This window comes from Streptomyces sp. NPDC090119 (genome assembly GCF_044747085.1).
Lineage (GTDB): Bacteria > Actinomycetota > Actinomycetes > Streptomycetales > Streptomycetaceae > Streptomyces.
In genome coordinates this window covers 681586-699787 of the sequence record NZ_JBIVDK010000001.1, presented here as the reverse complement: position 1 = coordinate 699787, position 18202 = coordinate 681586, and the positions used below count along the sequence as shown (strand labels likewise).

16 protein-coding genes and 1 pseudogene are annotated in these 18202 nt (G+C 71.8%); 3 read left to right on the top strand and 14 right to left on the bottom strand.

The features are described from left to right. Positions 1–70 precede the first annotated feature (70 nt). Entirely contained in the window at positions 71–730 is a 660-nt protein-coding gene (gene ribA, locus ACIPPM_RS03095; protein WP_401442290.1) for a GTP cyclohydrolase II, read from the bottom strand. A 38-nt stretch (positions 731–768) separates the two neighbouring features. On the opposite strand from ribA, the gene ACIPPM_RS03090 reads away from it, so the two are divergent. Continuing rightward, positions 769–1545, top strand: coding sequence for a creatininase family protein (locus ACIPPM_RS03090; RefSeq protein WP_401442289.1), 777 nt, complete (start codon positions 769–771; stop codon positions 1543–1545). A 53-nt stretch (positions 1546–1598) separates the two neighbouring features. On the opposite strand, the pseudogene ACIPPM_RS03085 reads toward ACIPPM_RS03090, so the two are convergent. The 5 genes and pseudogenes from ACIPPM_RS03085 to ACIPPM_RS03065 all read right to left on the bottom strand — a co-directional run. After that, a pseudogene (locus tag ACIPPM_RS03085) lies at positions 1599–2564 on the bottom strand (lysylphosphatidylglycerol synthase transmembrane domain-containing protein); the annotation flags it as partial. Continuing rightward, the gene (locus ACIPPM_RS03080) at positions 2564–3565 is read right to left on the bottom strand and encodes a class I SAM-dependent methyltransferase (RefSeq protein WP_401442288.1); all 1002 of its coding nucleotides are present in this window, start codon (positions 3563–3565) and stop codon (positions 2564–2566) included. The gene ACIPPM_RS03080 and the pseudogene ACIPPM_RS03085, both read right to left, overlap by 1 nt. Next, entirely contained in the window at positions 3562–4746 is a 1185-nt protein-coding gene (locus tag ACIPPM_RS03075; protein WP_401442287.1) for a glycosyltransferase family 4 protein, read from the bottom strand. The genes ACIPPM_RS03080 and ACIPPM_RS03075 overlap by 4 nt, the downstream gene beginning before the upstream one ends. Continuing rightward, positions 4743–5141, bottom strand: a complete 399-nt coding sequence (locus ACIPPM_RS03070; RefSeq protein WP_389001984.1) for a 6-pyruvoyl tetrahydropterin synthase family protein — start codon at positions 5139–5141, stop codon at positions 4743–4745. The genes ACIPPM_RS03075 and ACIPPM_RS03070 overlap by 4 nt, the downstream gene beginning before the upstream one ends. A 116-nt stretch (positions 5142–5257) precedes the next feature. Further along, the gene (locus ACIPPM_RS03065) at positions 5258–6241 is read right to left on the bottom strand and encodes a dehydrogenase (RefSeq protein ID WP_401442285.1); all 984 of its coding nucleotides are present in this window, start codon (positions 6239–6241) and stop codon (positions 5258–5260) included. Between the two features lie 107 nt (positions 6242–6348). Between ACIPPM_RS03065 and ACIPPM_RS03060 the strand changes: the two genes are divergently transcribed. Beyond that, a complete protein-coding gene (locus ACIPPM_RS03060; RefSeq protein WP_401442284.1) occupies positions 6349–7137 on the top strand; it encodes a CDP-alcohol phosphatidyltransferase family protein in 789 nt (262 codons plus the stop codon). Positions 7138–7139: 2 nt separating this feature from the next. Here the strand turns inward: ACIPPM_RS03060 and ACIPPM_RS03055 are convergent, their stop codons facing one another. From ACIPPM_RS03055 to ACIPPM_RS03030, 6 genes are all read right to left on the bottom strand, one after another. Beyond that, positions 7140–7904, bottom strand: a complete 765-nt coding sequence (locus ACIPPM_RS03055; RefSeq protein ID WP_401442283.1) for an SAM-dependent methyltransferase — start codon at positions 7902–7904, stop codon at positions 7140–7142. A gap of 85 nt (positions 7905–7989) precedes the next feature. Next, on the bottom strand, positions 7990–9870 hold the full coding sequence (locus ACIPPM_RS03050) for a discoidin domain-containing protein (RefSeq protein WP_401442281.1): 1881 nt from the start codon (positions 9868–9870) through the stop codon (positions 7990–7992). 118 nt (positions 9871–9988) lie between these two features. Continuing rightward, on the bottom strand, positions 9989–11353 hold the full coding sequence (locus ACIPPM_RS03045) for a GH1 family beta-glucosidase (RefSeq protein WP_401442279.1): 1365 nt from the start codon (positions 11351–11353) through the stop codon (positions 9989–9991). A 29-nt stretch (positions 11354–11382) separates the two neighbouring features. Next, positions 11383–12222 carry a carbohydrate ABC transporter permease gene (locus ACIPPM_RS03040; protein WP_350901917.1) on the bottom strand — a complete coding sequence of 280 codons (840 nt, stop codon included), beginning with the start codon at positions 12220–12222 and terminating at the stop codon, positions 11383–11385. A gap of 10 nt (positions 12223–12232) precedes the next feature. Further along, positions 12233–13216, bottom strand: a complete 984-nt coding sequence (locus ACIPPM_RS03035; RefSeq protein ID WP_401442277.1) for a carbohydrate ABC transporter permease — start codon at positions 13214–13216, stop codon at positions 12233–12235. A gap of 5 nt (positions 13217–13221) precedes the next feature. Next, on the bottom strand, positions 13222–14538 hold the full coding sequence (locus ACIPPM_RS03030; RefSeq protein WP_401442275.1) for an ABC transporter substrate-binding protein: 1317 nt from the start codon (positions 14536–14538) through the stop codon (positions 13222–13224). A 215-nt stretch (positions 14539–14753) separates the two neighbouring features. Between ACIPPM_RS03030 and ACIPPM_RS03025 the strand changes: the two genes are divergently transcribed. Beyond that, positions 14754–16352: a protein kinase gene (locus ACIPPM_RS03025; protein ID WP_401442274.1), complete on the top strand. Its 1599-nt coding sequence runs from the start codon at positions 14754–14756 to the stop codon at positions 16350–16352. 13 nt (positions 16353–16365) lie between these two features. Here ACIPPM_RS03025 and ACIPPM_RS03020 read toward each other — a convergent pair whose 3' ends face one another. Next, on the bottom strand, positions 16366–17484 hold the full coding sequence (locus ACIPPM_RS03020) for an AAA family ATPase (protein WP_401442272.1): 1119 nt from the start codon (positions 17482–17484) through the stop codon (positions 16366–16368). Continuing rightward, on the bottom strand, positions 17481–18146 hold the full coding sequence (pnuC, locus tag ACIPPM_RS03015) for a nicotinamide riboside transporter PnuC (protein WP_401442270.1): 666 nt from the start codon (positions 18144–18146) through the stop codon (positions 17481–17483). The genes ACIPPM_RS03020 and pnuC overlap by 4 nt, the downstream gene beginning before the upstream one ends. Between the last annotated feature and the right edge of the window lie 56 nt (positions 18147–18202).

Below are 18202 nucleotides of genomic sequence, written 5' to 3'. Positions count from 1 at the left end.
AAATTGGCTGGGAAACGAGAAGTCCGGCCGGGGAATCCGGCCGGACTTCTCGCATGGGGGAAGGTGGGGCTCAGGAGCCGTGGGCCACCGCGTCCAGGTGGGGCAGGTGGTGGTCGAGGCGCTCCCGCTTGGTGCGCAGATACGTGATGTTGTTCTCGCTCGGCTCGATCAGCAGCGGCACCTGCTCGGCGACCTCGATGCCGTGCTGCGTCAACGCCTCACGCTTGCGCGGGTTGTTGGACATCAGGCGCACCGAGCGCACCTTCAGGTCGTGCAGCATCTCCGCCGCCACCCGGTAGTCACGGGCGTCCACCGGCAGACCGAGCGCGAGGTTGGCCTCGACCGTGTCGAGACCCTCCGCCTGGAGCGCCATCGCCCGCAGCTTGGCCAGCAGACCGATGCCCCGGCCCTCGTGACCCCTCAAGTACAGGACGACACCGCTGCCTTCGGCGACCACCGCGCGCATCGCGGCCGCCAGCTGCTCACCGCACTCGCAGTGCTGGGAGCCGAACGCGTCCCCGGTCAGGCACTCCGAGTGCAGCCGTACCAGCACGCTCTCGGTGCCGATGTCACCGTGCACCAGGGCGACTTGTTCGTCACCGCGGTCGTGGTCCAGGTAGCCGATCGCCTGGAATTCCCCGTACACCGTGGGCAGCGGGGTGTTCACGACGCGTTCCGTGCCCGAACGGCGCGGGTTCTTCCCGCCGAAGGCGCCGATGTTTTCTGTCATGATCTGATTCCTAAGCAGAGACGAAAGGCCGTGGGAACATGAGTGGTTCGGGCGCGCGACCGGCGGCCTACGGGGTGATGCCCGCTGACACCACCGAGGACGTACGGGCGCGGGGGGCGGGTGTGTCACGTCAGGTCGCCGTCCTTCCGGTGGGGAGCTTCGAACAGCACGGTCCTTACCTTCCGTTGGCGACCGACACGCTGGTGGCCTGTGCCGTGGCCCGCGAGATCGCCGCCGCGTATCCGGTACACCTCCTGCCCCCGGTCACCCTCTCGTGCTCGCACGAACACGCGGCCTGGCCGGGAACCGTCAGTATCTCCTCCGTCACCCTGCACGCGGTGGTGCGTGACATCGCCGACTCGCTGCGCCGCTCGGGCGTGGAGTCGCTCGTCGTGGTCAACGGGCACGGCGGCAACTACGTACTGGGCAACGTCGTCCAGGAGGCGTCCGCGCGGGGCGAGTCGATGGCGCTGTACCCGGCGGCCGAGGACTGGGAGGAGGCCCGGCAGCGGGCGGGTGTGGTCACCTCGCTGCTCACCGACATGCACGCCGGGGAGATCGAGGCGTCCATCCTGCTGCACGCTCATCCCGAGTTCCTCCGCCCTGGCCATGAGTCGGCCGACTTCACCGCCGACGACCGTCGCCATCTGCTCACCACCGGAATGTCCGCCTACACCGAGTCGGGCGTCATCGGCCGCCCGTCCCTGGCCTCGGCGGAGAAGGGGAAGGGCCTGCTGGCGGGCCTGGTGGAGAACTTCGAGCCGTACTTCCGGCTGCTGACCTCGGCCGGGGAACCGGGCACCCCGCGCGGGTAGTCGCGCAGGGCGGCGGCCCAGCGGGCGACCAGGACGACGGCACCGGGCAGCGCGGCGACGAAGCTGAGCACGCCGTACACCACGGCGACGGCGACGCCGCTGCTCGCGCCGAGTCCGGCGGCGGCGAACGCCCAGGCGGTGACGCCCTCGCGGGGGCCGAATCCGCCCACGTTGAGCGGCAGCCCCATGGCGACCAGGGCGAGCACGGCGAGCGGCAGCAGCACCGCCACCGACGCCCCGCTCCCGGCGACCCGGGCCGCGACGACGAACATGCCGAGGTGTCCGGCGAGGACGACCGCCGAGGACAGCGCGACACCCGGCCCGCTCTCCCGCGACAGCAGACCCTGCCGTGCCTCCCGCAGCAGCCCGCTCCCCGGCAGCGAGCCGGGACGCCGGCCGGGCGCCCGGTTCATCCGGACGGCGAGGACGACCGCGAGCGCGCCCGCCCCGGCGAGCGCCACCGGCACCACGAAGGTGCGCAGGTCGTCGCGGACCGGGGACGGCAGGGTCAGCAGCAGGGCCGCGCCGCAGACGGCGAGGGCGAGCTGCCCGGCGACCCGCTCCAGCACGACCGCCTTGACGGCGCGCCGGATGTCCCCGGCGCTCTGTCCGTGCCGCACCGCCCGGTGCACGTCCCCGAGGACACCGCCGGGCAGCGCCGCGTTGAGGAACAGCGCCCGGTAGTAGTCGGCGACGGCGGGCCCCAGCGGCAGCCGGATGCCGAGCCCGCGCGCCGTCAACTGCCAGCGCCAGGCGCTGAACACGGTCGTGACCACGCCGATCCCGAGGGCCGCCAGCACGGTCGCCGTGTCGATCCGGCGCAGCCCGTCCACCAGCGGCCCGGTGCCGAGCCGCCACAGCAGCACGCCGAGGATGGCGACCCCGACGACCGTGCCGACGTGGGTACGGAGTCGGTGGCGCGCAGTGACGTTTCCCTCGGGGGAGCCGGGCGGAGGGGCAGGCTCCGGAACGCCGGTGTCGCGGACCTCCGCGACCGCCTCGCCCGTCCGCCCGTTCATCACGCCTCCACCGGCCGGGGCAGGGCCAGCAGGTCGCTGTGGTGCACCACGACCTCCAGCTCGCCCGCCTCGCACGCGGCCAGCCGGTCGCGCAGATAGCCCTCGGCGCGCGTCCGCAGCGCGGGCCGCTCCTCGACGGCCGCGCCGACCCAGCCGCGCAGCCACTGCGCGGTCAGCGCGGCGTGCTCCGGGCCGAGCCGCCACGGACTGGGGCTGACCCGTACGGTCGCGCCGTGTCCGTCGAACGCCTCGCCCGCCGCCGTGACCGCGTCCGGGCCGAGCAGTCCGTCCCGGCGCTGATGGGCGTTGAACGCCTCGGCGAGGTCGGCGTCCAGCGGGTCGGGGGACGCGAACTCCACGCGCCCGGCGACGGACAGGGTGAGCAGGGCGGGGCTGCCCGCGCCCGCGCAGGCGGCGGCCAGCGTCTCGATCTCGGCGCGGGTGAGCACGTCCAGCAACGCGGACGCCGTCACCAGCGAGGCGCCGGACAGCGCGTCCGGGGTGAGCCGGGCGACGTCGCCGCGCCGGGTCTCCACGGTGACCCGGCTGCCGTCGGCGGCGGTACGCGGGGAGGCGACCGCCGCGAAGTGCAGCAGGTAGGGGTCGCGGTCGTGCAGCACCCAGTGCTGGGCGCCGTCCAGCCGGGCCGCGAGCCAGCGACCCATCGAGCCGGTGCCGCAGCCCAGGTCGTGGATCACCAACCCGCCTTCTCGGGGCGGGAGTTCGGCCAGCCGCTTGCCCAGCGGCGTCAGCAGGCCGAGGGCCCGCGCGTCCGCGTCGGCCGGTTCGCGCAACTGGAGCCACTCGGGCGCGTACCGGGGCGCCTCGTCGGGCTCTCCCTCCCGCAGCCGTACGGTGGCCCGCTCGCCGGGGCGGCCGACGGGTCCGGCACCCGCGATGACGTCGGTGCCGGAGTGCTCGGTGGCGTCGTTCACCCGGTGCTCCTCGTGTGCGGCGGTGTCGGTGTCGCCCGGCTGGGTCAGCGTCGTCGGGTCGGTCATGCGGCCCTCCTGGGGGCGGCGGGGAGCCTGCCGATGACCCCGGCGAGGCTGCGGGCGGTGGCGGCCCAGCCGCCGAGCGCGCTGCGGCGGCCGCGCGCGGCGGCCTTGAGGCGGCGGCGCACATCGGGCTCGCCGAACCAGCCGCGCAGTTCGGCGGCGATGGCGGCGGGGTCCTCCGGGGGGACGAGGATGCCGGGCACGCCGCCGTCGGGGGCGCGGCCGACCGCCTCGGGCAGTCCGCCCACGTCGCTGGCGATGACCGGGATACCGCGGGCGAGGGCCTCGGTGACGGCCATGCCGTAGGTCTCGGCGTAGGAGGTGAGCACCAGGAGGTCGGCGGCGGCGTAGCTGGCGTCGAGGTCGGCGCCGGTGCGGGGGCCGGTCAGCCGCAGCCGGTCGGCGAGGCCGTACCGCTCGATCTGGGCGCGCAGCGTGGTCACGTACTCGGGGTCGGTGCCGAGGCCGCCGACCAGCGAGCAGGTCCAGGGCAGGTCCCGTACGGCGGCGAGGGCCTCGACCAGGCGGTGCTGGCCCTTGCGCGGGGTGACGGCGGCGACGCACACCAGGTGGGAGATGCCGTCGGTGCCGGGTGCGAGGGGCGCGATGTCGGCGCCGGGGGCGGCGAGGTGGACGTGGTCGGGGGCGAGGCCGTGGTGGGAGACCAGGCGGCGTACGGCCCAGTCGCTGGTGGCGATGGTGGCGGGCACCGCGCGCAGCACGGCGCGCTCGCGGGCGTCGAGGTCGGCGGCCACGGCCGGGTCGAGCCCGGTCTCGTCGCCGAGCGGCAGATGGACGAGGACGGCGATCCGGAGCCGCTGGGCCTCGGGGACGACGATGTCGGGGACCCCGCAGGCGACCAGGCCGTCCAGCAGGACCACGGTGTCGTCGGGCAGCTGGGCGAGGGTACGGGCGAGCGACTCGCGGGCGTCGGCGTCGGGGTCCGGCCAGGTGCCGTGGGCGGCGTGCCGGACGACCTGCCAGCCGAAGCCGGGGAGGTCCAGGCAGACCCGGCGGTCGTAGGCGTTGCCGCCGCTGGGCGCGGCCGGGTCGTCGACGCCGCCCGGCATGACGAAGTGCACGGTGCGCAGCGACATGGGGATGATCCCGAGGTTCTCGGTGGTGGCGAGGGGCTGTGCGGGCACGTAGGCGAGGCGGGCCCGGTCCACGGTCAGGTCGGTCACAGGTCACGCTCGTAACTCGCCCAGGCGATGTGGGACTCGTGCAGGGTCACCGAGAGCGCGGCCAGGCCCTTCGCGCCCTCGCCGAGGGCGCCCTTGGCGATGCGCTCGGCGAGGCGGTCGGCGATGACCTTGGCCAGGAACTCGGTGGAGGTGTTGATCCCGGCGAACTCGGGGTTCTCGTCCAGGTTGCGATAGTTCAGCTCGGCGGTGATGGCGCCGAGTTCCCGCGTGGCCAGGCCGATGTCGACCACGATGTTGTCCTCGTCCAGCTGCTCACGGCGGAAGGTGGCGTCCACCAGGAACGTGGCGCCGTGCAGGCGCTGCGCGGGTCCGAACACGTCGCCGCGGAAGCTGTGGGCGATCATGATGTGATCGCGGACGGTGATGCTGAACAACGGACGACCCTCCAGGTGCGGCGCGTCTGATCCCCCGGAGGTTCCCGTCCGGGGGTTGCCGACTAGTACGGCTCCTGACTTCCCCGTGTTCAGCCCTGTCTCACTCTTTTCTCAGGTCAGGCCGGGTCGGGGTACCGGATGCGGTGACACAGGGCGGGGATCTCCCCACTCGTCAGGCGGGGCATCAGCTCCGGGAGTTCGCCGAAGCCGCTCTCCCCGGTGATGAGCGCGTCCAGTGCCGGGTCGGCGAGCAGCTCCAGGGCGAGCGTCATCCGTTCGGCGTAACCCCGGCCGGGGCGGGCGGCCGGGGAGACGGTGCCGACCTGGCTGCCGCGCAGGGTGAGCCGACGGGAGTGGAACGCCTCGCCGAGCGGCAGGGTGACGCGCCGGTCGCCGTACCAGCTCAGCTCGACGACGGTGCCCTCGGGGGCGAGGAGTTCCAGGGCGCGGGTCAGGCCCGGTTCGGTGGCGCTGGCGTGGATGACGAGGTCGCGCTCGCCGGTGGCCTCGTCGGGGGTGGCGAAGTCGACGCCGAGGGCCTTGGCGGTCTCGGCGCGGGCCGGGTCGGCGTCGACCAGCTGGAGCCGGATGCCGGGGAAGCGGGCGAGCAGGGCCGCGACCGAGCAGCCGATCATGCCGCCGCCGACCACGCTGATCCGGTCCCCGAGCTGCGGGGCCGCGTCCCACAGGGCGTTCACGGCGGTCTCCACGGTCCCGGCGAGCACGGCCCGCGCGGCGGGCACCTGTTCGGGTACGACGGTCACGGCGCTCACCGGAACGACGTAACGGCTCTGGTGCGGGTGGAGGCAGAAGACCGTACGGCCGATCAGCTCATCGGGCCCCCGCTCGACGACGCCGACGCTCAGATAGCCGTACTTCACCGGGGCCGGGAAGTCGCCCTCCTGGAACGGCGCCCGCATCACGTCGTGTTGGCTCGTGGGAACACCGCCGCGGAACACCAGGGTCTCGGTGCCGCGGCTGACCCCGGAGTACAGGGCGCGCACCAGGACCTCGTCCTCGGCGGGCTCCGGGAGGGTGACGTCGCGCAGCTCGCCGTGGCCGGGTGAGCTGAGCCAGAACGCGCGGGCGGCAGGGTTCATCGGCATCCTCCTGAACGATCGGGAACTTGCTCACGTACCGAGAAGGGCACAGGCCGCGCACAGTACGCGGCCTTGATCGACTCTGTCACTCGGCCGGAGGATGCGCGGTGGCCCTGAACAACACGTATGACGCGAGGCTCCAGCAGGAGACGGCCGTGGGAGCGGCCGTACAGATCCTGCTGCTCGCCCTGCTCGGCACGGCCATCGGCTTGGGGGTGGCCGGCTGGCTGTCGGGGCTCGCCTTCGCGTTCGCCACCTGGGCGGTGCTCTCGCGCGCCCTGCACCGCTCCGCGCTGCGCTCCTTCGGCCCGGCGAACCGGGTCACCCTCGGCCGGGCCACCCTGGTCGGCGGGGTCACCGCGCTGGTCGCGGACTCCTTCGAGAGCGCCCCGCCGGTCACCCTCCTGGTCGGCCTGACGGCCGTCGCCCTCCTCCTGGACGGCGTCGACGGCAAGGTGGCCCGCCGCACCGGCACCTCCAGCGCACTCGGCGCCCGCTTCGACATGGAAGTGGACGCGTTCCTGATACTCGTGCTCAGCGTGTACGTCGCCACCCGGCTGGGCCCCTGGGTCCTCCTGATAGGCGGGATGCGCTACCTGTTCGTCGCGGCGGCCTACTTCGCCCCCTGGCTGAACGCCCCCCTCCCCCCGTCCTTCGCCCGCAAGACCGTCGCCGCCGTCCAGGGCATAGCCCTCCTCATAGCCGGCTCGTCCCTGCTCCCCCACCCGGCGGAACTCACCGTGGTCCTGCTGGCGCTGGGGTCCCTGGGGTGGTCCTTCGGGCGGGATGTGGTGTGGTTGTGGCGGCATGGGCGGGCTACGGGGGTCGCGGCGGAGGTGCCGGCGCAGGAAACGGCTGCCGTGCAGACACCGGTGCTGGAGCTGGCCGTCCGCTGAGCCTAGGGAACCTGGGCCACCCCCACATAGAACCCGCTCCGCTCCTGCGTCGGCGCAGGCTCCTCCTGGTACCACTCCGTGGCGAACACCAGGCCGGGGGCGACCAGGTCGAGGCCCTCGAAGAAGGGCTCCACCTCGGCGAGGGTCCGCATGCGGAGGGGGATGGTGCCCTTCTTGTAGGCGTCCTCGACCTGTTGGCGGAGGTCGGGGTGCTGGTCGGCCGTGCCGTGGGAGAGGACCAGGTAGCTGCCGGAGGGGAGGGCGGACAGGAGGGTGCGGGTGAGGGCGTAGGGGTTCTCGGTGTCGGGGAGGAAGTGCATGAGGGCGATGAGGGAGAGGGCGACGGGGCGGTCGAAGTCCAGGCGCTCGCGGGCGTGGGCGAGGATCGCTTCCGGGTGGCGTACGTCGGCGTGGATGTAGTCGGTCGCGCCCTCCGGGGTGCTGACCAGCAGCGCCTCCGCGTGCCGCAGCACGATCGGGTCGTTGTCGACGTAGACCACGCGGGACTCCGGGCGGATCGCCTGGACGATCTGGTGCAGGTTCGGCTCGGTGGGGATGCCGGTGCCGATGTCGAGGAACTGGTCGATGCCCCGCGCCGCCAGCCATGCGGAGGCGCGGTGCATGAACTCCCGGTTGCGGGCCGCGCTGCGCCGCGACTGTTCGGGCAGCGTCTCCCCTATCCGCTGGTCGACCGGGTAGTTGTCCTTCCCGCCCAGCAGCCAGTCGTAGACGCGGGCAGGATGGGGCTTGCTGGTGTCGATCTGCACGGACACTCCTCCGGCGCGAGAACCACGGCAGTCACCGAACTGGCCTGCGCCGCAAGGGTATCCGCCGCGTGCCGGGCGGCTACCGCTACCGCTTCTGTTCGACCCGCACCCAGTCCACCTCCGCCTGCACTCCCCCACCGGCGATCCGGTCCACGCTGGACTGCGGCAGCCCCCAGTACGGCGAGGTGACCTGGTTCCACCCGGCCGGGTAGGCGCCGCCCAGGGCCAGGTTCAGGATGACGTACTGGTTGTGGTCGAACACCCATTGCCCGCGCGTCGATTCCAGCTTGTCGCGGGTGGTCTCCTGGACGAGACGGTCGTCGACGTAGAACCGCATCGCGGTCGGTGTCCACTCCACGGTGTAGGTGTGCCACTGGTCGGCGCGGCCACCGTTCGGGTAGGTCTGGCGGGCGCCGATGTTGCCGTCCGCCGAGTAGCCGGGGCCGTGCAGCGCGGAGCTGGTCCAGTCGCCGTAGCCGATGTTCTCCATGATGTCGGTCTCGCCGGACGCGGGCCAGGAGACGGCCGGGTCGTCCACGTTGCTGCCCAGCAGCCAGAAGGCGGGCCAGAAGCCGTCGCCGACCGGCAGCTTCATCCGGGCGCTGACCTTGCCGTAGCTGAAGTCGAACTTGGTGTTGGTGTCGATCCGGCCGGAGGTGAAGTCGTACGTGCCGCCGCCCGCCTTGGTGCAGCCCTTGCAGTACTTGGCGCGGAGGATCAACTCGCCGTTCTCGGTACGGATGTTGTCGGCGGAGTCGACATACGCCTGGGACTCGCCGTTGACCGAGCCCATCTCGGAACCGGTGCGCACCACGCGCCACTTGGCGCGGTCGAGGGCCGTACCGGTGAAGTCGTCGAAGAACGTGGTCCGGTAGCTGCCGGACTGCTCGCCGGGCAGCGCCGGGTAGGCGGCGGAGGCGCTGCCGCCGGTGCCCCAGACCTGGAACTCGTAGAGGGAGTAGCCGAATTGCCCGGTGTAGGGCGCCGGGTTGTAGAAGGAGCGGCGCTCCTTGCCGAGCATGCGGACGTAGCGGCCGGTGGCCGGGGTCGGGAGGGTGACCGTGTCGTGCAGTCCGGCCGCGTCGCCGGGGGCCTGGACGTTGGCGCGGCGGGCGGATACCTCGGCGGCGGACGGCTGGTACACGGTGCGCCAGGCGCGGTTGTCGTCGGAGACCTGGAGCTGGTAGTCGACGGCGTAGGCCGACTCCCAGTAGAGGTCGACGGAGGAGATCGTGGAGGTCGCGCCGAGGTCGACGGACACCCAGCGGTCGGCGTTCCAGTCGCTGGACCAACGGGTGCTGTCGCCCTTGAGGTTGGCGGGCCAGCCGCCGTCGGTGACGAACGCCGGTGAGTTGCCCGCGTGTTGGTAGAGGTTGGAGTAGGCGGGGTGGTTGAGCGCGAGGTTGGTGCGGGTGGTGGAGGCGGGCGCGGGTTCGCCGCCGTAGACCTTGAAGGAGTAGAGCGAGTAGCCGTAGGGGGTGGCGCGTTCGAGGCCGCGCATCCGGACGTAGCGGCCGGTCACCTCCTGCGGGTAGGTGTGCGCGGTGACGGAGCCGCCGGTGCCCGCGGTCTCGGTGTAGAACGGCGTCCAGTCGGTGCCGTTGCGGGAGACCTCCAGCACGTATCTCTTGCCGTACGCGGCCTCCCAGTCGAGGACCACGCGGTCGACACGGATGGTGCTGCCCAGGTCGATCCGAATCCAGGCGTTGTCGGCGAAGTCGCTGGACCAGCGGGTGCTGCCGTTGCCGTCGAAGGCGAGCGCGGCGGCCGTCCCGGCGTTCTCGCTGCCGGAGGCGGTGACGGCGGCGGGGTTGGCGGCGTAGGCGGTGGCGGCGCGGTCGGTGTCCCAGGTGGCGGCCGCGGCGGCCGGTGCGGCGGTGGCGGGGGCGGTCAGGGCCGTGGTCCCGGTGAGCAGGGCGACGGCGGCGAGTGCGGTGAGCAGGGTGCGGGGGGTGCGTGACGGCATGCGGCTCTCCTCGGGAGGATCTGTCGGCTGTGCGGGGGCCTGGACAGTTCGGTGCCTGGTGCGTGTCACATGGAAGGTGGGGGGCGGGCGCGGGGTGAGCGCGCCTGCCCCGGGGGGCTCAGGCCGCGCGGCGCCCGAGCTTGCGGTGGGTGTCGATGATCTCCGCGTACCGGCGTCCGCTGGCCTTGATCGTGCGGGCCTGGGTCGCGTAGTCGACGTGGAAGAGGCCGAAGCGCTTGTCGTAGCCGTACGCCCACTCGAAGTTGTCCATCAGGGACCAGGCGAAGTAGCCCGCGAGCGGGGCGCCCTTGCGGGCGGCGGAGGCGCAGGCGGCGAGGTGGCTCTCGAGGTAGGCCCGGCGCTCGGGGTCGTCGACGGTGCCGTCCGGACCGACCAGGTCGGGGAAGGACGAGCCGTTTTCGGTGACGTAGATCTTGCGGGCGCCGTACTCCTCGGTGAGGCGCAGCAGCAGGGTCTCGATGCCGCTCGCGTCGATCTCCCAGTCCATGCCGGTACGCGGTACGCCCTCGCGGCGCACGGAACGGGCGTACGGAGCCGGGCCCTTGGGGTCGTCGGCGACATGGGCCGGCATGTAGTAGTTCAGGCCCAGCCAGTCGAGCGGGGTGGCGATGGTCTCCAAGTCGCCCGGTTTCTGCGGGAGTTCCACGCCGTACACCTCGACCATGTCGGCGGGGAAGCCGCGGCCGTGCACCGGGTCGAGCCACCAGCGGTTGACGTGGCCGTCCTGGCGGTGCGCGGCGGCCATGTCCTCGGGGCTGTCCGTGGCGGCGTGCACGGTGGAGAGGTTGGTGACGATGCCGATCTCGGCGTCGGGCGCGGCGGCACGGATCGCCTGGGTGGCGAGGCCGTGGCCGAGGAGCAGGTGGTAGGAGGCGCGGACGGCCGCGGTGAGGTCGGTCCAGCCGGGGGCCATCTTGCCTTCGAGGTGGCCGATCCAGGCCGAGCAGAGCGGCTCGTTGAGGGTGGCCCAGTGGTTCACGCGGTCGCCGAGGCGTTCGGCGACGGCCGAGGCGTACGCGGCGAAGTGCTCGGCGGTGTCCCGTTCCGGCCAGCCGCCCCGGTCCTGGAGCACCTGTGGCAGGTCCCAGTGGTAGAGGGTGACGGAGGGGGTGATGCCCGCCTCCAGCAGGGCGTCGGTCAACTCGTCGTAGAAGGCCAGCCCCTTGGCGTTGACCGGGCCGTCGCCGCCGGGCATCACGCGCGGCCAGGCGACCGACAACCGGTAGGTGTCGATGCCGAGTTGGCGCATCAGGTTCAGGTCGTCGCGCCAGCGGTGGTAGTGGTCGCAGGCGGTGTCGCCGTTGTCGTCGCCGTCGATCTTGCCGGGGGTGTGCGAGAAGGTGTCCCAGATCGACGGTGAGCGGCCGTCCTCGGCGACGGCGCCCTCGATCTGGTACGCCGAAGTAGCCGTGCCCCAGCGGAAGTTGTCCGGGAGGGCGGCGAGGTCGATGGGCTCGGACATGGAAGTCCCTTCGAGGTGCGGGGAGTCGGTCACTTGACGGCGCCCGCCGTCAGTCCGGTGACGAGATAGCGCTGGAGCAGCAGGAACCCGGCGACCACAGGGACGCTGACGACGAGCGAGGCGGCCATGATCTGGTTCCAGTAGACGTCGTAGAGGGTGGAGTAGCCCTGGAGTCCGACGGCGAGGGTGCGGGTGGTGTCGTTGGTCATCACGGACGCGAAGAGCACTTCTCCCCACGCGGTCATGAAGGCGTAGACGGCGACCGCGACGATGCCGGGGACGGCCGCGGGTACGACGACCCGGAAGAGGGCGCCGAGCGGGCCGCAGCCGTCGACGAGGGCCGCCTCGTCGAGGTCGCGCGGCACCGAGTCGAAGTACCCGATCAGCATCCAGATGGAGAACGGCAGCGAGAAGGTCAGGTACGTGAGGATCAGTCCGCCGCGCGAGCCGAACAGGGCGATCCCGGTGGCGTTGCCGATGTTGATGTAGATCAGGAACAGCGGGAGCAGGAAGAGGATGCCGGGGAACATCTGCGTGGACAGCACGGTGACGGTGAAGACGCGCTTGCCCCGGAAGTCGTACCGGCTGACCGCGTAGGCCGCGAAGACGGCGATGACGACCGAGCAGATCGTGGCCGAGCCAGCGACGATCAGCGAGTTCACGAAGTACCGGGCGAGCGGCACGGTGGACCAGATGTCGATGTACGGCCGGATCGTCAACTGGCTGGGAATCCAGCGGAACTTGTCGGTGACGTCGGCGAGCGGCTTGAGCGAGCTGGAGACCATCACGTAGACGGGCAGCAGCACGAAGCCGGTGAGCAGGGTGAGGAAGATCCGGCGGGACCAGAGGAACGAACGCGGGGGCGCCATGGGCGACGAGTCAGCCATTTGCGGCCCTCCTTCCGCGTGAGGTGAACAGCAGGTATCCGCCGGTCACGGCCAGCAGGAAGAGCAGCAGCAGGACGGACATGGCGGAGCCGGTGCCGAAGTCCCAGGTGAGGAAGGTGGTTTGGTAGATGTGCACGGAGATGAGGTCGGCCGCCTCGGGTGCCGCCCGGCCGAACAGGACGTAGGGCGTGTTGAAGTCGTTGAACGTCCAGAGGAACAGCACCAGGACCAGTACCTGGTTGACCGGGCGCAGCGACGGCAGGGTGATGCGGCGGATCTGCTGCCACAGCCCGGCGCCGTCCAGGGCGGCGGCTTCGTAGAGTTCGCGCGGGATGTTCTGCAGGCCGGCCATCACGATGAGGAAGGCGAACGGCCAGCCCTTCCACACCGAGACGGTGAGCAGGGCGTAGAAGCTGTTGTCGCCGATGAGCCAGAAGGACGGCTTGTCGGTGAGGTGGAGCTGGTCGTGCAGGACGTGGTTCACCAGGCCGTTGTCGTGCTGGAACATGAACACCCAGGTGATGACGGCCGCGTAGACGGGCAGCGCGTACGGCACCAGGAACAGGGCGCGCAGGATGCCGCGGCCCCGGAAGGTGTCCTGCATGAAGACGGCGGCGGCGGTGCCGAGCGCCCAGCACAGGGCGACGGAGAGCAGGGTGAAGCCGACGGTGACGGCGAACGAGCGCAGCAGCGCCTCACCGGCCGGGGCGTCGAAGTCCACGGCCACGCGGTAGTTGCGCAGCCCGTTCCAGGGGGCGTTGCTCCAGTCGCGCAGGGTGAAGCGGGTGATGGCCCGGAAGCTCATCAGGGTGCCGATGACCATCGGGACCAGATGCACGAGGAGTTCGAAGACCAGCGCGGGCAGCAGAAGCAGGTACGGGAGCGCGGTGCGGCGGGACCGCCCGGTGCGGCGCGGGCCGCGCGCCGCACCGGGGGTGTCCTCGCGCACCGGTTCCTTCAGAACGGTGGAGGTCATGGACGTCAGGCCGCCGGCATCTGCTGCTGGGCCTTCTCCAGCTTGGCCTTCACGGAGTCGGTGGTGACCGCGCGCCCGGCGGCGGCGTCCGCGAACAGGTCCTTCACCGCAGTGCCGACAGCCGTCTCGAACTGCGACTCGGTGGCGACCTGCGGCAGCGCGGCGGCGCTCTTGGCGAGGGTGTCCTTCAGCACGGCGGTGGACGGCCCGTCGAACGCCGGGTCTCCTTGCGCGGCCTTGACCGGCGGGATGGAGCTGTACGCCTTGTTGAGGATCTTCTGCTCGGCGTCGCTGGTCATGAACTTCACGAACTCGGTGGCGCCGTCGAGGTTGTGGCTGTCCTTGAACACGGCGATGTTGATGCCCGCGGCCATCGAGTTGACCTGGGCGCCGGGGCCGGGGGTGCCCTTCTGCACAGGCACCGGGGCGACCCCGTAGGCGTCGTCCTTCATGCCCTGGGACTTGAGGTTGGCGGCGGCGGACTGCCAGAGCAGCATGGCCTGCTTGCCCTTGGCGAAGTCGCTGACGGACTGGTTCTGCGCGTACTCGGCGTTGCCCGGCGGGATGGCCTTGTCCTTGGCCATGAGGTCGACGTACTGCTTGACGGCGTCGACCACCTTGGGGTTGGTGAAGTCGGGCTTGCCGTCGGCGGAGAAGAAGTCGGCGTCGTGCTGCTTGGCGAAGACGAAGACGTGGTGGATGTTCTCGGAGAGGTTCGAGCCCTCCGCGCCGAGCACGGACTTGCCCTTGGCCCTGATCTTGGCGCCGTCCGCGACGAGTTCGTCCCAGGTGGCCGGGGGCCCGGCTATCCCGGCGTCGGCGAAGATCTGCTTGTTGTAGTAGAGGGCGTACGACATCGAGTACAGCGGTACGGCGGCCGGGTCCTTGCCCTCGGCGCCGGTGGAGCCGAGCGCGGGGTCGACGAAGCGGTCCCGTCCGCCGATCTTGGCGAAGTTCTTGGCGTCCCAGGGCAGCAGCGCGCCGGTCGCCTGCAGGGAGGCGCTCCAGGTGTTGCCGATGTTCAGCACGTCCGGGCCCTGGCCGGAGGTGGTGGCGGTCAGGATGCGGTTGAGCAGGTCGGACCAGGGCACGACCTCGACCTTGACCTTGATGCCGGTCTGCTGCTCGAACTTGTCCAGCTCGGGCTGGAGTACCTGCTTGTCCACGGCGACACTGGCGCCCTGGTTGGAGGCCCAGTAGGTCAGCGTCTTGGACGAACCACCGGCCCCGTCCCCGCTGCCCGTACCTCCTCCGCACGCCGTTGCCGCGAGGGCGAGAGACATGACGACGGCGCCTGTGGCCGCGGCTCGGATGCTGCGCATGGCTCCAGCGGTCCCTTTCCGGGAGAGAGAAACCCCGAAAACCGCGTCGGCTCCTCAGGGCTTAATTTAGGACGTGAGTTAATCCGCCGGAGGGGGGTGCGTCAAGGGATGCGGCACGGGTAAGTGAGCGGGTCTCGCGTTCTGAGAAGATCACCCGTCAACTGTTCCGCACCGGAACGCGTTTCCGGGGCCGGACGAAGCAGGGGGGAGAGTCGATGAACACGCCCAGCGAGGCGTTCCGGCCGTTGCAGGCGGACGATCCGGTCGTGGTGGGGGGATATCAACTGGCCGCCAGGCTCGGCGCGGGCGGCATGGGCCGGGTCTATCTGTCGCACACGCGGGGCGGCCGCCCGGTGGCGATCAAGGTCGTCCGGTCGGAGCTGGCCGACGACCCCGCCTTCCGGCGCCGGTTCCGCCGGGAGATCGCGGCCGCCCGCCGCGTCCGGGGCGCGTACACCGCGGAGTTGATCGACGCCGGCCCGGAGGCCGAACCGCCCTGGCTCGCCACGCTGTACGTTCCGGGGCCCTCCCTGGCGGACGCGGTCGCCGAGCGCGGGCCGCTGCCGGTCCCGGCCGTGCTGTGGCTGATGGCGGGCGTGGCCGAGGCGCTCCAGGCGATCCACGAGGCCGGAATCGTGCACCGGGACCTCAAGCCGTCGAACGTACTGCTGGCCACCGACGGCCCCCGCGTCATCGACTTCGGCATCTCCCTGGCCACCGACGCCACGTCGTTCACCGCCACCGGTGTCACCATGGGCACGCCCGTGTTCATGGCTCCCGAGCAGGCGTCCGGCGGCGAGATCACTCCCGCGACGGACGTCTTCGCCCTCGGCCAGACGGCGGCGTTCGCGCTGCTGGGTGAACCGCTGTACGGCGACGGCTCGTTGCCCGCCGTGCTGTACCGGATCGTCCACTCCACGCCCGATCTCTCGGTGCTGCCTGAGGAGTTGCGCCCGCTGATCGCCCGCTGCCTGGCCGCCGATCCGAAGGAACGGGCCACTCTGGCGGACGTCGTCCAGTGGTGCAGGGAACGCATAGGCCCCGACCCCGAGGGCGGCGAAGGACCCTCCGTCTGGCGGGAGATCAGGGGAGCCGAGCCGACGGTCCCGGTGCCTCTCGGCCCGTCGACCCGGATGCTCCCACCCACCTCGGCGCACTGGCCCTACGCGCCCCCGCCGGCCGAGCCGATGTCCCGCAGGACGCGGGTGGCGCTGATCGCGGGCGCCCTCGGGGCCGTGGTGTCCCTGGCGCTGGTGGGGGGTCTGGTGTGGGCGGCGCTCGGCTCGGCGGGGTCGCACGGTTCCACGGCCACGGGGGCGCAGCGGCCGGGTACCGGTGCGTCGTCGGGAAAGGGGGCGGGCGCCAGTGGATCCGGCTCCGGCTCCGTGGGCGACGCGGTCGACGCCTCGCCCCGCCCCTCCCCCACCACCCCCGCGACACCACGGCCCATCGCCGAGCCCCTCCAGTCCCTGGACGCGACGAACTCCATGGACCTCGGTGAGCCGGACCTCCGGAAGGACCGCAAGGGCGACATCCGCTTCACCTGCGGCGCGCAGAAGTGCTCACTGGAGAGCCGCAGCAGTGTGCTCCTCCCGCGCTTCGCCGAGCCGGGCGCCACCTACGACATGTGCGAATTCGAACTCCGGCACGCCACCAGCCACCACTTGTCCCTGGCGGCCGTGGCCGCGGGGAGCGAGATCTGCGCCAGGGACCGCGCGGGCAACATCGCCCTCCTGGTGGTCCAGGTGAAGTCGACCGCGTCGCCCGAGGTGGGCTTCCTCATGGTGGACGTGACGGTCTGGCCGCACGCCTGAACGGGTGTGCCGGTCAGCCGAGGGGGTCCGCCAGGTGCCAGCCGTCGGCCAGCAGGCGGTCCACCGCCGTGAGGGCGGCGGTCAGGCGGGTTCGGCGGTCGCCGTGGAGTTCCTGCCAGGGGACGCCGGAGGTGGTGAGGGTCTCGCGGAAGCGGTCGGTCATCCAGCCGCGGAGGTGTTCGCCGTCGCGCAGGCCGTCGTCGTCGAAGGGGACGTCCTTGTCGGAGGTGAGCAGGTAGAGGGCGCGTGCGGGCATGGCGCGGGCGAGGTCGTGAACCGGGGCGGTGGTGCGGCCGCGGTAGCGCTCCTGCCAGATGGTGGTGGCCAGGGCGTCGGTGTCGCACACGAGCACGGGCCCGCCGCCGCGGGCGGCCCGCTGTTCGGTGCGGTTCTGGCGGCGGGCGACGAGTTCGAAGTCGGCGTCGTCCCAGTCGAGGTCCGCCACGGAGGGCATGGGCATCGCCGGGTCCGCCAGAGCGCGGGCGCGGACGCCGGCGAGCTTGGCGACGGTCAACTCCCGGCCGTACTCGGGCACCCAGCGGGTGAGCGCGTGCGGGCCGCCCCGGGTGCGCAGGGCGGCGGCGAGGTCGCGGGAGAGGGTGGTGGTGCCGGTGGACTCGGCGCCGACCACGACGACCCGGCGGGCCAGCCACGCGCGGACCGGCGGCTCGATCTCCGCCCAGTGGGCCACGGGGTCCGCGCGGACCTTCGTACCGGACACGGCGAAGGTGCCGCGGCCGAGGTCCAGCAGCACGGGGGCCGCGCCGAAGCGGCGGGCGAGTTCGGTGCCGTAGGGCTCGGAGCTGAACACCGCGTCGATCGCGGGCGCGTGCGGACCCAGGGCGACGGCCTCGCGCATCAGGCCGACGTGCCCCTCCCAGGCCGTCTCGCTCTCGTAGTCGACCGGCAGCTCGTCGACGACGCCCACGATCGCGACGTGCGGATCGTCGGCCCAGTGTTCCCGTATCCAGGCGACGCGCTCCGCCAGCGGGATCGACTCCTGAGCGGCCGCCATCACGACCACCGTGACGGCGTCGCAGGCGTCGGCGGCGGAGCGGATCAGGAAGTGGTGGCCGGAGTGCGGCGGGTAGAACTTGCCGATCACCAGCCCGTGGGCGAAGCGGGCGCTCACGCGGGCACCGTCCGCCCGGCTTCCGCCATGGGGCCGCTCGCCAGTTCGCGGCGCCAGGACCGCCATCCGACCACGCACATGGCCAGGAAGAGCACGTAGACGATGCCGGTGAGGTCCAGTCCCTTGCTGAAGTACAGCGGGATGTAGACGAGGTCGGCGGCGATCCAGAAGTACCAGTTCTCGATCTGCTTGGCGTTCAGCAGCCACTGCGCGGCCAGCGAGAGTGCCGTGGTCAGGGCGTCCCAGAAGGGCGCGGAGTCGTGCGCGCGGGTCAGCAGCACGGTCAGTCCCCAGGTGACCGGCACCAGCAGGGCGAGCAGGACGTACAGGGTGGAGCGGGACGCGTGGCCCATGCGTCTGCGGGAGCGGCGCTCGCCGCCGCGCAGCCAGATGCCCCAGCCGTACGCGGCGAGGACGAGGTAGACCACCTGGAGCGAGGCGTCCGCGTAGAGCCGGGCGCTCCAGAACAGCACCAGGAAGAACAGGTTGTTGGCGATCCCCACCGGAAAGTTCCACACGCTGGCCCGCACACACAGCCACACGCACACCGCACCGGTGACGAATCCGAGCAACTCGGCCCAGGTGACGGCGTCCTGACCGAGCTTGAACAACTCCTGGTTCAACGGCGCGACCAAGCCACCGAGCACATCCGAAACAGCCATGCCGTTCCCACCCCTCCAGTTAATGTCGAAGTGACGATAACAGGGTCGAGCCCCGG